Source organism: Quadrisphaera granulorum (genome assembly GCF_003149145.1).
Taxonomy (GTDB): Bacteria; Actinomycetota; Actinomycetes; order Actinomycetales; family Quadrisphaeraceae; genus Quadrisphaera; species Quadrisphaera granulorum.
In genome coordinates this window covers 22,544-35,743 of record NZ_QGDQ01000009.1, presented here as the reverse complement: position 1 = coordinate 35,743, position 13,200 = coordinate 22,544, and the positions used below count along the sequence as shown (strand labels likewise).

10 protein-coding genes and 2 tRNA genes are annotated in these 13,200 nt (G+C 71.2%); 5 read left to right on the top strand and 7 right to left on the bottom strand.

The features are described from left to right. Positions 1-13 precede the first annotated feature (13 nt). Positions 14-793, bottom strand: a complete 780-nt coding sequence (locus tag BXY45_RS08790) for an SDR family oxidoreductase (protein WP_109773961.1) — start codon at positions 791-793, stop codon at positions 14-16. Positions 794-911: 118 nt separating this feature from the next. On the opposite strand from BXY45_RS08790, the gene valS reads away from it, so the two are divergent. Then, on the top strand, positions 912-3,569 hold the full coding sequence (gene valS / locus BXY45_RS08785) for a valine--tRNA ligase (RefSeq protein ID WP_342799529.1): 2,658 nt from the start codon (positions 912-914) through the stop codon (positions 3,567-3,569). A 120-nt stretch (positions 3,570-3,689) separates the two neighbouring features. Further along, positions 3,690-4,628 (top strand): type IV toxin-antitoxin system AbiEi family antitoxin, encoded by a 939-nt coding sequence (locus BXY45_RS08780; RefSeq protein WP_109773959.1) that lies wholly within the window; start codon positions 3,690-3,692, stop codon positions 4,626-4,628. Positions 4,629-4,693: 65 nt separating this feature from the next. Here BXY45_RS08780 and clpX read toward each other — a convergent pair whose 3' ends face one another. The 5 genes from clpX to BXY45_RS08755 form a co-directional block, all read right to left on the bottom strand. After that, positions 4,694-5,977, bottom strand: coding sequence for an ATP-dependent Clp protease ATP-binding subunit ClpX (gene clpX, locus BXY45_RS08775; RefSeq protein ID WP_109773958.1), 1,284 nt, complete (start codon positions 5,975-5,977; stop codon positions 4,694-4,696). A 135-nt stretch (positions 5,978-6,112) separates the two neighbouring features. Next, positions 6,113-6,763, bottom strand: a complete 651-nt coding sequence (locus BXY45_RS08770; protein ID WP_109774049.1) for an ATP-dependent Clp protease proteolytic subunit — start codon at positions 6,761-6,763, stop codon at positions 6,113-6,115. A gap of 31 nt (positions 6,764-6,794) precedes the next feature. Continuing rightward, the gene (locus BXY45_RS08765) at positions 6,795-7,379 is read right to left on the bottom strand and encodes an ATP-dependent Clp protease proteolytic subunit (RefSeq protein WP_109774048.1); all 585 of its coding nucleotides are present in this window, start codon (positions 7,377-7,379) and stop codon (positions 6,795-6,797) included. A 446-nt stretch (positions 7,380-7,825) separates the two neighbouring features. After that, a complete protein-coding gene (gene tig, locus BXY45_RS08760; RefSeq protein ID WP_109774047.1) occupies positions 7,826-9,418 on the bottom strand; it encodes a trigger factor in 1,593 nt (530 codons plus the stop codon). 157 nt (positions 9,419-9,575) lie between these two features. After that, positions 9,576-9,649: transfer RNA gene (locus tag BXY45_RS08755), tRNA-Pro, on the bottom strand. A gap of 109 nt (positions 9,650-9,758) precedes the next feature. Between BXY45_RS08755 and BXY45_RS08750 the strand changes: the two genes are divergently transcribed. From BXY45_RS08750 to BXY45_RS08740, 3 genes are all read left to right on the top strand, one after another. Beyond that, a tRNA-Gly gene (locus BXY45_RS08750) sits at positions 9,759-9,832 on the top strand. A gap of 44 nt (positions 9,833-9,876) precedes the next feature. Then, positions 9,877-10,377 (top strand): phage tail protein, encoded by a 501-nt coding sequence (locus BXY45_RS08745; RefSeq protein WP_109773957.1) that lies wholly within the window; start codon positions 9,877-9,879, stop codon positions 10,375-10,377. A 23-nt stretch (positions 10,378-10,400) separates the two neighbouring features. Continuing rightward, positions 10,401-11,777: an FAD-binding oxidoreductase gene (locus tag BXY45_RS08740; RefSeq protein WP_109773956.1), complete on the top strand. Its 1,377-nt coding sequence runs from the start codon at positions 10,401-10,403 to the stop codon at positions 11,775-11,777. Positions 11,778-11,824: 47 nt separating this feature from the next. Here the strand turns inward: BXY45_RS08740 and BXY45_RS08735 are convergent, their stop codons facing one another. Beyond that, the gene (locus BXY45_RS08735) at positions 11,825-13,198 is read right to left on the bottom strand and encodes an ATP-dependent 6-phosphofructokinase (protein WP_245961708.1); all 1,374 of its coding nucleotides are present in this window, start codon (positions 13,196-13,198) and stop codon (positions 11,825-11,827) included. Positions 13,199-13,200 lie beyond the last annotated feature (2 nt).

Below are 13,200 nucleotides of genomic sequence, written 5' to 3'. Positions count from 1 at the left end.
GACCTGACGCCGGCTACTGCTTCTCCCGCACCACCTTGTGCTGAGCGGCCTGGGCCAGCGGGCGCACCACCAGCAGGTCGACGTTGACGTGCCGCGGGCGAGTGAGCATCCACGCGACGACGTCGGCGATGTCCTCGGCCACCAGGGGCTCTTTCACCCCCGCGTAGACGGCATCGGCGCGAGCGGAGTCGCCGCCGGTGCGGTTGAGGGAGAACTCCTCGGTCTTGACCATGCCCGGCGCCACCTCGAGCACCCGCACCGGGTCGCCTGCGAGCTCCAGGCGCAGCGTCTCGGCGATGGCCGCCTCGGCATGCTTGGCCGCGGTGTAGCCGCCGCCGCCCTCGTAGACGATGCGCGCCGCCGTCGAACTCATGACCAGCACGTCACCGCCGCGGCCGGTGCGCAACGCCGGAAGCAGGGCCTGCGTGACACGCAGCGTGGCGAGCACGTTGACGTCGAACATGCGCTGCCAGTCCTCGACCTTGCCGTGCTCCACGGTGTCGGTGCCGAAGGCGCCACCCGCGTTGTTCACCAGCGCCGTGAGGTCACCGCCGAAACGGTCCTGCACGGCGTCGCGCAGACGGGCGACGTCGTCGCCGTGGGTGAGGTCAGCGGTCAGGACGGCGGCGCCGGTCTCGGCGGCCAGCGCCTCGAGGCGGTCGGCACGACGGGCGACGGCGAGCACGTGGAAGCCCTCGGCGCGCAGGCGACGCACCGTGGCGGCGCCGATGCCCGAGCTGGCCCCGGTGACGACGGCGGTAGGCGTGGAGGTGCGGGCGACGTCCGAACTCATGAGGAGATCCCACCACGTCGGGGCACCTCGTCGGCCATGCCCCGAGCCACGACCGCGCCGGCAAGCCTGCGCGCTTGCAAGCACGCAAGCAAGCTGGTGGGAGGATGACGGGGTGTCCGTGACTGACCGCCCCACCTCCCCGAGCAGCACCCCGGCCGGCGTGCCCGACCGCCCGGCCCTGGAGGGCCTGGAGCAGACCTGGGACGCCGCGTGGACCGAGCGCGGCACCTACGCCTTCCCCCGCGCCGACGCGCTGGCCGCGCCCGGCGGCATCTTCGCCGTCGACACCCCGCCGCCGACCGTCTCGGGCTCGCTGCACGTGGGGCACGTGTTCAGCTACACGCACACCGACGTCGTCGCCAGGTTCCAGCGGATGCGCGGGCGCACGGTCTTCTACCCCATGGGCTGGGACGACAACGGCCTGCCGACCGAGCGCCGCGTGCAGAACTACTACGGCGTCCGCTGCGACCCGTCGCTGCCCTACGAGGGGCCTGACTTCACGCCGCCGCACGCCGGTGACGCTGGGTCGGTCAAGGCCGCTGATCAGGTGCCCGTCTCACGGCGCACCTTCGTGGCGCTGTGCGAGCAGCTGACCGCCGAGGACGAGAAGGAGTTCGAGGCGCTGTGGCGCCGGCTCGGCCTCTCGGTCGACTGGTCGCTGACGTACTCGACCATCGGCGGCCCGGCGCGTGCCGCATCCCAGCGGATGTTCCTGCGCGACCTCGCCCGCGGCAGCGCCTACCAGGCGCAGGCCCCGGGCTTGTGGGACGTGACGTTCCAGACCGCAGTCGCCCAGGCCGAGCTGGAGGCCCGCGACTACCCGGGCGCCTACCACGAGGTCGCGTTCACCAAGGCTGACGGAACGGGCGAGGTGGTCATCGAGACCACCCGCCCCGAGCTGCTCCCGGCGTGCGTGGCGCTCATCGCCCACCCCGACGACGAGCGCTACCAGCCGCTGTTCGGCACCACGGTGGTCTCCCCTGTGTTCGGGGTGGAGCTGCCGGTGCTCGCGCACCCCGCCGCCGAGCCCGACAAGGGCGCCGGCATCGCCATGTGCTGCACCTTCGGCGACCTCACCGACGTCACGTGGTGGCGCGACCTCGACCTGCCGACCCGCCCCGTCGTCGCCCGGGACGGCCGGCTCGTGCGCGAGGTGCCGGCGTGGCTGTCCGGCGCGGGCGCGGAGGCGTACGGCGAGCTCGCCGGGAAGACGACGCACTCGGCCCGCGTCGCCGTCGTCGACGCCCTCAAGGCTTCCGGGGCCCTCAAGGCCGACCCCAAGCCCACCCAGCGCAAGGCCAACTTCTTCGAGAAGGGCGACAAGCCTCTCGAGATCGTCACCTCGCGCCAGTGGTACCTGCGCAACGGCGGCCGCTCCGCCGCCGGGTTCGAGGACCTGCGTGACCAGCTGCTGGCGCGCGGCAAGGAGCTGGGGTTCCACCCCGACTTCATGCGCGTGCGCTACGAGAACTGGGTCGGCGGTCTGACCGGTGACTGGCTGGTCTCGCGCCAGCGCTTCTTCGGTGTGCCGATCCCGGTCTGGTACCGGATCTCGCCGTCCGGCGAGGTGTCCTACGAGGACGTGCTCGTGCCGTCCGAGGAGTCGCTGCCGATCGACCCGTCCACCGACGTGCCGCCGGGCTTCACCGAGGCGCAGCGCGGGGTCCCCGGAGGCTTCGTCGGGGAGACCGACGTCTTCGACACCTGGGCGACGTCGTCACTGACCCCGCAGATCGCCGGTGGATGGGAGCGTGACCCGGAGCTGTTCTCCGCGGTCTTCCCCTTCGACCTGCGCCCGCAGGGGCAGGACATCATCAGGACCTGGCTGTTCTCCACCGTGGTCCGCGCGCACCACGAGCACGGGTCGCTGCCGTGGTCCGACGCCGCCATCAGCGGGTGGATCCTCGACCCCGACCGCAAGAAGATGAGCAAGTCCAAGGGCAACGTCGTGACGCCACTGGGCCTGCTGGAGGAGCACGGCGCCGACGGCGTCAGGTACTGGGCCGCGTCCGCGCGCCTGGGCACCGACGCCGCCTTCGAGGTCGGGCAGATGAAGATCGGGCGCCGCCTGGCGCTCAAGCTGCTCAACGTCTCCAAGTTCGCCCTGTCCATGGGCGCCACCGACCCGACCGCGCCGGTCACAGAGCCTCTTGACCGCGCGGTGCTCGCGGGGCTGGCGTCGGTGGTCAGGACGGCGACGGACGCGCTCGAGCGCTACGAGCACACTGCCGCTCTGCAGGCTGCCGAGGCGTTCTTCTGGGCGTTCTGCGACGACTACGTCGAGCTCGTCAAGGACCGCGCCTACGGCGCCCAGGGCGAGGCGGCCGCCGCTTCTGCCCGGGCGGCACTGGCCCGCTCGCTCGACACGATGCTCCGGCTGTTCGCTCCGTTCCTGCCCTTCGCGACGGAGGAGGTCTGGAGCTGGTGGCGTGCCGCGGAGGGTTCGGTGCACACCGCGCCGTGGCCGTCCGCCGAGCCGCTGGCCGAGGTGGCCGCCGGCGCCGACCCGGCGCTGCTGCCCGCCGTCGGCCGGGCGCTGGCCGGGGTCCGCAAGGCCAAGACGGTGGCAAAGGTCGGCATGCGCGCCGAGGTCCTCACGGCCACGGTCACGGCGCCGGCCGCACTCGTGCCGCTGCTGGAGGCGGGTGCGTCCGACCTGGCCGCGGCCGGCCGCGTGGCCGACCTGCGAATCGCTGCCGACCCCGCGGCGGCCGGTGGCGCCGAGGCGATCACCGTGACCGACGTGGAGCTGGCTCCCCCCGCCCCCACCGCCTGACGGGCGCGCTTCCTTGGTCGCCGCCCCTCCCCCGCGACGATCAAGGAAGTTATGCACAGCCGCGCCCTGGCCTGTGGATAACTTCAGCGGCTCTTCTCACGGAGCCGCCACAGTGCAGAGGTGACGACTCCCTCGTGGCTCTCGGATGAGCCGCCGCACCCGTTTCGCTACCGCGACCTCACCGGGCTCGGCATCTCACGCCGGGCCCTGGCTGCGTCGCTGAGATCGGGAGCGATGCTCCAGCCCGTGACAGGCGTCTACGTTGACGCGCGCCTCGCGGACGACGCCATCATTCGTGCCCAGGTCATCCACCTCGCCACGGGTGACGATGCTGTTGTGGCACGTGGGCTGGCGGCCTGGCTGCACGGGTTCGATCCCCGAGCACCCCACGAGCAGGAGCGGCCGCTCGCTCTCGAGTGCGTGGCGGTACCTGGCCGACGAACCCCAGACCGTCGTGGCCTCATCACCCACCGCGACAGGCTCCCTGACGACGATGTCACCACCATTCACGGCATCGCGGTCACCACGATCGAGCGGACGGTTCTCGACACATCGCGCTTCCTCGCGCCACACATGGGCCTGGCCGTCGCTGACGCCATCGCTCACGCGGGGCTCGTCGACCCGGTCGAGCTCCTGACGCGCTACGACGAATGGCCACCGCGACAGCGCTGGATGGCCCGGGGCAAGAGGTGCCTGGACCTCTGCGAGCCAGACACTGAGTCTTACGGGGAGTCGTGGACACGGCTGCGCATCGTCGATGCCGGCTTTCCCCGGCCTCGTCCGCAGATCTGGGTGCCTGAGAAGCGTCCAGGTGCCTACCGGCTCGATATGGGCTGGGAGGAACTACGGAAGGCCATCGAGTACGACGGCGAAGCCGACCACACTTCCCAGGAAGCACAGGACCACGACGACGCTCGCCGCGACGACCTACGCAACCGCTACGGCTGGACCGTGTGGCCAGTCCGCAAGGGCGAGGTGCTCGGACACGACATGGCGGTGGAACGCGCTGTCGGGGAACTCCTCGGCCTCGAACCGCAGATCCGGAAGCGGCTCTGGTGAGCAGAACTTCCTTGATCGTGAGAAAGGGGAGAGGAGCCGTGCAGAACTTGCTTGATCGTCGAGGGTCAGGCGGACTTGTCGCGGCGCTCGCGCTTGCGAGCCTCGGACGCCTTGTCCTTCGGTACCAGCGTCGGGTTGACGTTCTTCAGCACGACGTCGTGGTCGACGACGACGCGGGCGACGTCGTCACGGCTCGGCAGGTCGAACATCACGGGGAGGAGGACCTCCTCCATGATCGCGCGTAGACCGCGGGCCCCGGTGCCGCGCAGGATGGCCTGCTCGGCGACGGCGACGAGCGCCTCGTCGGTGAACTCCAGCTCCACGCCGTCGATCTCGAACATCCGCTGGTACTGCTTCACCAGGGCGTTGCGGGGCTCGGTGAGGATCCGGACCAGCGCCTCGGAGTCGAGCTCGCGCACCGACGTGATGACCGGCAGACGGCCGATGAACTCGGGGATCAGGCCGAACTTCAGCAGGTCCTCCGGCATGACCTTGCCGAACATGCTCGGCAGGTCGGACGCGGCGTGCAGCGGGGCTCCGAAGCCGATGCCCTTCTTGCCCATCCGCCCGGAGATCATCTCCTCGAGGCCGGCGAAGGCCCCGCCCACGATGAACAGCACGTTCGTCGTGTCGATCTGGATGAACTCCTGGTGCGGGTGCTTGCGACCACCCTGCGGCGGCACCGACGCCGTCGTCCCCTCGAGGATCTTCAGCAGCGCCTGCTGCACGCCCTCACCGGAGACGTCACGCGTGATCGACGGGTTCTCGCTCTTGCGAGCGATCTTGTCGACCTCGTCGATGTAGATGATGCCCGTCTCGGCCTTCTTGACGTCGTAGTCGGCGGCCTGGATGAGCTTGAGGAGGATGTTCTCGACATCTTCGCCGACGTAGCCCGCCTCCGTGAGGGCCGTGGCGTCGGCGATGGCGAACGGCACGTTCAGCATCTTCGCGAGCGTCTGCGCCAGGTACGTCTTGCCGCAGCCCGTGGGGCCGATGAGCAGGATGTTCGACTTGGCGATGTCGACGGGCTCCTCGACCTTCTTCGCCGGGTCGGACGCCTGGATGCGCTTGTAGTGGTTGTAGACGGCCACGCTCAGAGCGCGCTTGGCGTCGTCCTGGCCGATGATGTACTGCTCGAGGAACCTGAAGATCTCGCGGGGCTTGGGGAGCTCCACCAGGCCCAGCTCGCTGGCCTCGGCCAGCTCCTCCTCGATGATCTCGTTGCAGAGGTCGATGCACTCGTCGCAGATGTAGACCCCAGGGCCCGCGATGAGCTTCTTGACCTGCTTCTGGCTCTTCCCGCAGAACGAGCACTTGAGCAGGTCCGCGCCATCGCCGATCCGTGCCACGTGGGGGGCCTTCCTCGAGTCGTCCCGCGCACCCGCGCGGATAGGTCCATGGAACACCACTGACGACGCTGTGTCAGCGGGACAGCCTGAGTTGCGGGCGGTGCTCGGAGGTTCTTCCGGGCACCGCCCGCGGGGTCACGCAGAGGTGAGGGCAGAGGCCTTACGACTCTCGAGCACCTGGTCGACGAGGCCGTAGTCCTTGGCCTGGGCGGCGGTGAGAATTTTGTCGCGCTCGATGTCGATCTTGACCTGCTCGGCAGTCCGTCCGGTGTGGTGCGCCAGCGTGGTCTCCAGCCAGGAGCGCATGCGCAGCACCTCGGCGGCCTGGATCTCGATGTCCGAGGCCTGGCCGTAGTCACCGCCCGGGCTGGCCGGCTGGTGGATGAGCACACGGGCGTTCGGCAGCGCCAGGCGCTTGCCGGGGCTGCCCGCGGCGAGCAGCACCGCGGCCGCCGACGCCGCCTGCCCGAGGCAGACGGTCTGGATGTCGGGGCGGATGTACTGCATGGTGTCGTAGATCGCAGTCAGCGCCGTCATCGAGCCACCGGGGCTGTTGATGTACAGCGTGATGTCGCGGTCCGGGTCCTGCGCCTCGAGGACGAGGAGCTGGGCCATGACGTCGTCGGCGGAGGCGTCGTCCACCTGCACCCCGAGGAAGATCACGCGGTCCTCGAAGAGGCGGGTGTACGGGTCCTGGCGCTTGAAGCCGTAGGCGGTGCGCTCCTCGAACTGCGGGAGCACGTACCGCGACGTCGGAGCGCCGTGGGGGAAGGCCGGGGTGTTCATGGGAGTCTCCTGACTCTGCTCGTCGGCGCGCTCAGGCCGCGGCCGAGCCGGTGCCGCCACCCTCGGGCACGTCGGCGGCGCTGGTGATGACGTGGTCGATGAAGCCGTACTCCTTGGCCTGCGCCGCGGTGAACCAGCGGTCGCGGTCGTTGTCCTTGTTGATCTGCTCGATCGTCTGACCGGTCTGGTCAGCGGTGAGCTGGGACAGGGTGCGCTTCATGTCGAGGATCAGCTCGGCCTGGATGGCGATGTCGCTGGCCGTGCCGCCGATGCCGCCCGAGGGCTGGTGCATCATGATCCGCGCGTGGGGCGTGGCGTAGCGCTTGCCCTTGGCGCCGCTGGCCAGCAGGAACTGGCCCATCGACGCGGCGAGGCCCATCGCCACCGTGGCGACGTCGGGCTTGACGTACTGCATGGTGTCGTAGATGGCCATGCCCGCGGTCACCGAGCCACCGGGGCTGTTGATGTACAGCCAGATGTCGCGGTCGGGGTCTTCGGCGGCGAGCAGCATCAGCTGGGCGCAGATCGCGTTGGCGTTGTCGTCACGGACGTCCGAGCCGAGCCAGATGATCCGCTCGCGCAGGAGGCGCTGGTAGATGTGCTCGTCGAGCCCCATCGGGGACGAGGGCTGGCTGCGGGCCGTCACGTCGGCGGCCTCGGGTCCGCGCGGCCGGGAATCGCTCACGGGGTCGGTCTCCATCCATCTGGGCCGGAACGCTCCGGCCACCGTCGTGGTCGCCCCCTGTGACGGGTTGGCGACCCTGTCGACCCTAGCGCCGGGCGCTGACGCGTCAGTCCCGGTCTGCGTTCCTGTTCGCTGCGAGCGCACGCCGCGAGCCGGAGGCCGACGCTCGGGCGTGCGCCGCGACAGGGGCCAGGGCGACATCCGAGGACGACGACGACGGCGGCCTCGCGCCCCAGGTCTGGGTGGATCTACGCCCGTCCCGGAATGGCACGGGGTGGCCCCGTGCCAGTAGGTCTGGCACAGGGCCACCCCGTGCCAGTCAGGACTGGCGGTGGTGGCAACGCCGTGGCTCCGCGGCAGAGGCGGAGCCACGGGCGTCAGCTCTGGGTGCCGGCAGCCTCAGCGCCCTCGGCAGCCTCGGCCGAACCGGCGGCCTCAGCGGCCTCGGCCTTCGGCTTGCGGGTGCGCTTCGGCTTCTCCTCGGCCTCGGGCGCCTCGGCGGCGTCCTCCGCGGGGGCCTCGTCGGCAGCGTCAGCGGCCGGCTTCTTGGCGCGGGTGCGCTTCGGCTTCTCCTCGCCGGCGTCCTCCGCGGCGGAAGCGTCGTCGGCAGCGTCAGCGGCCGGCTTCTTGGCGCGGGTCCGCTTCGGCTTCTCCTCGGCGGCCGGGGCGTCGGCCTCGGCGCTGGCCTCGGCGTCGTCGTCCTCGTCGTCCCCGAGGTCGACGGTGTTGCCGGAAGCGTCGGTCACGACGGCCTTCTCCAGGACGGCGGCCAGCGCCTTGCGGCGGGCGACCTCCTGCACCAGCGCCGGCACCTGGCCGGCCTGGTCCATGGCCTGGGCGAAGGAGTTCGGGTCCATGCCGTAGGCGGGCGCCTGGGCGACGATGTACTCGATGAGCTCCTGCTGAGCCACCGTGACCTCTTCGGCCTCGGCGACGGCGTCGAGGAGGAACTGCGTGCGCAGCACGCGGCGCGTCTCCTCGGTGACCTCGGCGCGGTGCTCGTCGTCCTCGAGGCGGGACTCGTTCTCCAGGTGGCGGTGCACCTCGTCCTCGACGACGCCGTCCGGCACGGGGATCTCGACCTGCTCCAGCAGCGCCTCGAGCACCTTGTCGCGCGCCTGGACGCCCTGGCGGAAGACGGCCTCGTCCTCGGCCTTGTCGCGCAGGTCGGTGCGGAGCTCCTCGACGGTGTCGAACTCACTGGCGAGCTGGGCGAAGTCGTCGTCGAGGTCGGGAAGCTCGCGGACCTTGACGGCCTTCACGACGACGGTGACCTCGGCGGTCTCACCCTTGTGCTCGCCACCGGCCAGCGTGGTCGTGAAGGAACGCTCCTCGTCGATGGTGGCGCCCTCGAGCGCCTCGTCCAGGCCGGGGAGCATGGTGCCGATGCCCACCACGTAGGTGATGCCATCGGCGGAGTCGATGAGCTCGCCGTCGATCTCGGCGCGCAGGTCGAGGCTCACGGTGTCGTCGGTCTGGACGGCGCGGTCGACCGGAACGAGGGTGCCGAACCTGACGCGCAGCTCCTCGAGCTTCGCGTCGACGTCGGCGTCGGTGACCTCGACGTCGTCGACGGTGACGGCGATGGTGGAGAAGTCAGGCAGGTCGATGGTGGGGCGGACGTCGACCTCGGCGGTGAACTTCAGCTCACCGGCGTCCTTGCCCTCACCGAGGGGCACCTCGGTGATCTCGACCTCGGGCTGGCCCAGCGGGCGCACCGAGCTCTCCTGAACGGCCTGCTGGTAGAAGCCCGGCAGCGCGTCGTTGACGGCCTCCTGGATCACCGTGCCGCGGCCGAACCGCTGGTCGATGATGCGCGCGGGCACCTTGCCGCGGCGGAAGCCCGGCACCGAGACCTGGCCAGCGATCGACTTGTACGCCTTGTCGAGGCTCGGCTTCAGCTCGGCGTAGGACACCTCGACGGTGAGCTTGACCCGCGTCGGGTTGAGGGTCTCGACGTCGCTCTTCACGGCAGGGGTTCTCCAGGTCTTCAGGTGGTCGGGCGTTCCAGCGATCAGGTCGTGCTCAAGCGTGATGGCGACGACCAGGTGCCAACTCACGCGGGCAACACCGAACCGCACAGCACTCATCGACGCCGGGCACTGCCGGTCACTCTATCGCCGCACGTCGGGGTACCCGGATTCGAACCGGGGGCCTTCCGCTCCCAAAGCGGACGCGCTACCTGACTGCGCCACACCCCGTGCCCGGCGGACGTACCGAAGGCTACGCGCCCGGGACCCTGCGCCGTGCCGCTACTCTCATCCTCGCGCCGTTGTGCACGACCCCTCGGGGTCAGTGACTCACGGTGTTGCGGGTGTAGCTCAATGGTAGAGCACCAGTCTTCCAAACTGGCTACGCGAGTTCGATTCTCGTCACCCGCTCCACAGGCTCCGAAGCACGGTCCCGGTGCCCGGAGCAAGATGCGGACATGTCCGTCCCCGCGCCGCACGCCGTCGACTTCACCACCGTCTCGACGGCCGGTCTGGAGTCATCCCCCGTCGCGCCGGCCCTCGCGGGCCTGCGCGCGAACGAGGCCCGCTACTTCCACACGAAGTACGGCCACGTCTTCACCACCGAGCCGGCGGGCGGCGGTGAGCCGGGCGCGGACCTGGCGGCCTGGGTGGCCGACCTGCTCGCCACCGAGCGCGACCTGGTCATCGCCTCCCCGCCGCTGGAGGCCACGACCTTCGTCGTCGAGGGCACCAGCTGGACGTACGTCTTCTACGCGTCGGGACTGAGCATCAACGTGCTCTACGGCCTCGAGCCCGGGTCCAAGCGCGCCGTCGGCTTCAAGCTCTCCGACGGTATGGAGGTGCCCCCGGAGCTGGCCGACAAGTTCAAGTTCGCCCGCCAGCGGTCCAAGCTGGCGGGCACCATCCGTGGCTCGTTCTTCATCATCAAGGGCGAGCACACCCCGCCGCGCACCTGACAGCACCGGGGCAGGATGACGGGGTGCACGTCAGCGCTGACAGGCTCGTCGCCGCCCTGGTCGAGGTCCTCCCGGCCGACGCCGTCCTCGTCGACGACGCCGCCCTGACCGCGGCCGGCCGCGACACCGCTCCGCTGCACGCGGCGCGCCCCGACGTCGTCGTCGAGCCCTCCAGCACCGCCGAGGTGGTCGCCGTCGTGCGGACCACAGCGGCACTGGACGCTCCGGTCACCGTGCGCGGCGCCGGGTCGGGCCTGGCGGGCGCTGCGGTGCCCAGCCGCGGCGGGGTCGTGCTCTCCACGCGCAGGATGGCCCGCGTGCTGGAGGTGAGCCGGCCGGAGCTGCTGGCGGTCGCCCAGCCGGGCGTCGTCCTCACCGATCTCGACGCCGCCGCCGACGAGCACGGCCTGCGCTACGCCCCCGACCCGGCAAGCTCGGCGTGGGCCACGCTCGGCGGCTCGGCCGCGACGAGCGCGGGCGGACTGCGAGGCCTCAAGCACGGCACCACCCGCGAGGCCGTGCTCGGGCTGGAGGTGGTCCTCGCCGACGGCGAGGTCATCAGGACCGGCGGTCGGCTGCGCAAGGACGTCGCCGGCTACGACCTCACGCGGCTGCTCGTGGGCTCGGAGGGCACACTCGGCGTCATCACCGAGCTCATCGTGGCGCTGCAGCCGGTGCCGCAGACCTCGAGCACGGGCGTGGCGGTCTTCGACGACCTCGAGGCCGCCAGCCGCGCCGTGACCGCCGTGCTCGCCGCGGGCGTGGTCCCGGCGACGCTGGAGTTCCTCGACCACCGCTCGATCACGGCCGTCGAGGACGCCGCCCACCTGGGTCTGGACACCACGGCCGGGGCGCTGCTGATCTTCGGGGACGACGGCGACGCGAGCGCCGTCCAGCGGTCGCTGGAGCAGATCGCGCAGGTGTGCGCGGCCGGCGGTGGTCGCGACGTCGTCGTCGCCGAGGGCGCAGCCCAGGCGGAGGACCTGCTCGCGGCGCGCCGCTGCGCCCTCCCGGCGCTGCAGCGGCTGGCGCCCGTGGCCGACCTGGGCGACGTCGGCGTGCCCCGCCCGCACCTGGCGCAGGCCGTGCACCGCATCGGCGAGGCCACGCGAGGCCGCGGCCTGGACGTCGCCGTGTTCGGTCACGCCGGCGACGGCAACCTGCACCCCGTCCTCTGCTACGACCCGTCCGACGACGGCGCCGCGGACGCCGCCCGGGCCACCTGGGGCGAGGTGTACCGGACGGCGCTCGAGCTGGGCGGCACCATCACCGGCGAGCACGGCGTGGGCCTGGCGAAGCTGCCCTACCTGGAACTGCAGCGCGGCAGCGCGCAGACCGCGCTGTACCGGCGCCTCAAGGCCGCCTTCGACCCCGGCGGCCTCTTCCCGGCGGGCGCCTGAGACCCGAACGCCGCAGACCCGAACGCCGCAGACCCGAGCGGCGGAGCTCAGCCGATGCGCGGGGGCTGCCCGGTGGCCTCCAGCACGGACAGCCACAGGTCGCCGTGGGGGTCGACGACATTGCGGCGGCTGATCGCCAGCTCGGTCGGCACGTGCACGAACCTGCCGTGCCAGCGACCCACCACCATCGCGGTACGGCCGGCCATGGCCGCGTGCACCGCGGCGTGGGCGAGGCGCAGGCAGAACACGGCGTCGTAGCCGTTGGCGGGCACGCTGCGGATGGCGTAGCTCGGGTCGACGTAGCGCAGGTTCACCGGGCGTCCCGCCTCGGCGAAGGAGTCGAGGAGGCGCCGCCGCAGGTAGCGCCCCACGTCACCGAGGACGGCGTTGCCGGAGGCGTCGACGCCTTCGCCGGGCACGAGGTCCTGACCGGCGCCCTCGGCCACGACGACGATGGCGTTGCCGCGCTCCGCCACCCGCTGCTGCACGAGCGAGAGCAGCCCCGGCCTGCCGTCGGCGTCGTCGTCGAGCCCGAACGGCACCTCGGGGACGAGCACGAAGTCGGCGTCGTTGCGGGCGAGTGCGGCGTACGCGGCGATGAACCCCGAGTGACGCCCCATGAGCTTGACCAGGCCCACGCCGTGCGGCGTGGAGCGGGCCTCGACCACCACCGACCGGATGGTCTCGGCAGCGCGCGCGAACGCGGTCTGGAAGCCGAAGCTGTGGTCGATGAAGGGAATGTCGTTGTCGATGGTCTTGGGGATGCCGACCACGCTGATCTTCAAGCCCCGCTCGGCGACGACGCTCGCGATCCGCAGGGCTCCGCGCATCGACCCGTCGCCACCCACCACGAAGAGCACGCCGATGCCGAGGCGCTCCAGGCAGTCGACCACTTCCTCTGGGTCTTGCTGGCCGCGGGAGGTGCCGAGCACCGTGCCGCCCTGCTCGTCGATGCCGCGCACGGAGGCGGGGGTCAGGTCGAGCACCTCGTGCCCGTAGGAGGCGATGAACCCCTCGTAGCCGTTGCGGATCCCGTGGATACGGCGCACGCCGTACTGCCACCACAGTTCGTCGACGACGCCGCGCACGACGTTGTTGAGGCCCGGGCACAGGCCGCCACACGTGACGATGGCGGCCCGCAGCTTGGAAGGGTCAAAGAAGATCTTGCGGCGCGGTCCGCCCGGCTCGAGCCCGGGCAGCTGCTCGACGGGCACCCCGCGCTCACAGGCGGTGGAGAGGACGTCGTCGACGAGGACGAGGTCGCTCTCGTCGACGTAGTTCTCGCTGCGCTCCCGGGCCTCGATGAGCGGCTTCAGCGGCGAGTCGAGTCGCGCCGTGCCGAGGGTCGCGATCTGCCACTGGGACGCGCCGCCCGGCTGCACAGCAGAGTCAGGCGCCGGGTGGGGGTTCGGGTGGTTCACGT

Coding starts and splice junctions, on each gene's coding strand:
- BXY45_RS08790 (WP_109773961.1), bottom strand. CDS start 793: ATGAGTTCGGACGTCGCCCGCACCTCCACGCCTACCGCCGTCGTCACC.
- BXY45_RS08770 (WP_109774049.1), bottom strand. CDS start 6,763: ATGAACACCCCGGCCTTCCCCCACGGCGCTCCGACGTCGCGGTACGTG.
- BXY45_RS08765 (WP_109774048.1), bottom strand. CDS start 7,379: ATGGGGCTCGACGAGCACATCTACCAGCGCCTCCTGCGCGAGCGGATC.
- BXY45_RS08745 (WP_109773957.1), top strand. CDS start 9,877: ATGTCCGTCCCCGCGCCGCACGCCGTCGACTTCACCACCGTCTCGACG.